Source organism: Flavobacterium sp. (assembly GCF_031423415.1).
In the GTDB taxonomy this organism is placed as follows: domain Bacteria; phylum Bacteroidota; class Bacteroidia; order Flavobacteriales; family Flavobacteriaceae; genus Flavobacterium.
In genome coordinates, this window is record NZ_JANPFL010000133.1 from 1 (window position 1) to 1,160 (window position 1,160).

Genomic DNA, 1,160 nt, shown 5'->3' on the forward strand with positions numbered 1-1,160 from the left:
GGTTGTCATTTTTTTGTAATCGCCATCCCAAAGTGGTTTTCCGTCACCATCGATTGCAGATGCAGAATTGTCGTCTGTGCCAATAACTATTGTTCCGTCCCAAGAAACCATTGCAATTCTCTCGGCTTTGTTTTCGAATTGTGTTTCCCAAACTGTAGTGAAATTTCCAGATTTTTTCGAGCTTCCTTTCTTTTTGATAGGTTCTTCTTTTTTAGATGAAGTTGCTACTTCTGATTTTTTAGAATCGTCAGTTTTCGATTCTGTTTTTTCGTCACTTTTAACAGCACTAGAAACCTTGTCTTTCATTTTTTTGAAAAATCCGCCAAGTCCAGATTTTTTTTCCTCGGCTTTTGGTTCTTCTGCGACCACTTTTGGCTCTTCGGCTTTTGTTGGTTCTTGCTTAACTTCTGCAACAACTGGTGCGGCAACAACTTCGGTTTTTGCAACAACTAATGGTTTTTTAGCAGTTTTTTTGGTTTGGGCATTCAATGGTATAAAACCCAAAACGCAAACAGATAGGATTAATAGGGATGATTTTTTCATAATATTTAGTTTTAATAATTTCTTATTATTTTATATTACAAATCTGCGGTAATTTTAAACACAAAAAAATACGACATTTGTCGTATTTTTTTGTGTTAGCGATTAAACCTTTTTATACATTTATGGTCTTATAATTAAGTTAACAATTAAAATCAAGATTATGAACAGTAAAAAAATCATTACAGGAATGCTATTAATTGGAGTTTCTGTGTTTTCAAACGCACAAAATCAGGCACAACGTATTAAACAAGGTGTTAAAAGTGGCGAAATTACAAAATCAGAACGAGTGCAAATTGCGAAGCAAAGACAAGATGTTAAACAAGCTACAGCCGTAGCAAAAGCTGATGGTGTTGTAACAAAAGAGGAGAAAAAAATAATTGTTGCTGAAAAAAAGCAAGCTTCAAAAACTATTTATAGAAAAAAACACAATTCTAAAGATAGAAATTAAGTTTCTAAAAAGCGGTCTTAACTATTTTATAAGACCGCTTTTTTTATATCAATATCTCAATCTTTGTTCCGTTTTCGTTAGATTGCAAATCGAATTTTCCGTTAATTTCTAAGATGCGTTTTTTCATATTGTTCAAGCCGTTGCCTTTTTCGATTTCGTCGATGTCAAA

General features: G+C 32.8%; 2 protein-coding genes. One reads left to right on the forward strand and one right to left on the reverse strand.

Going from position 1 to position 1,160, the window contains the following annotated elements; genetic code table 11:
* Positions 1 to 543: hypothetical protein (locus tag RMO83_RS12060; RefSeq protein ID WP_310559947.1), on the reverse strand; the 543-nt coding region annotated here is incomplete at its 3' end.
* A 160-nt stretch (positions 544 to 703) separates the two neighbouring features.
* On the opposite strand from RMO83_RS12060, the gene RMO83_RS12065 reads away from it, so the two are divergent.
* Positions 704 to 991, forward strand: coding sequence for a hypothetical protein (locus RMO83_RS12065; RefSeq protein ID WP_310559948.1), 288 nt, complete (start codon positions 704 to 706; stop codon positions 989 to 991).
* Positions 992 to 1,160 lie beyond the last annotated feature (169 nt).

What these genes read in the sequence shown, in the direction of transcription:
- RMO83_RS12065 (WP_310559948.1), top strand. Translation starts at nt 704, where the DNA reads ATGAACAGTAAAAAAATCATTACAGGAATGCTATTAATTGGAGTTTCT.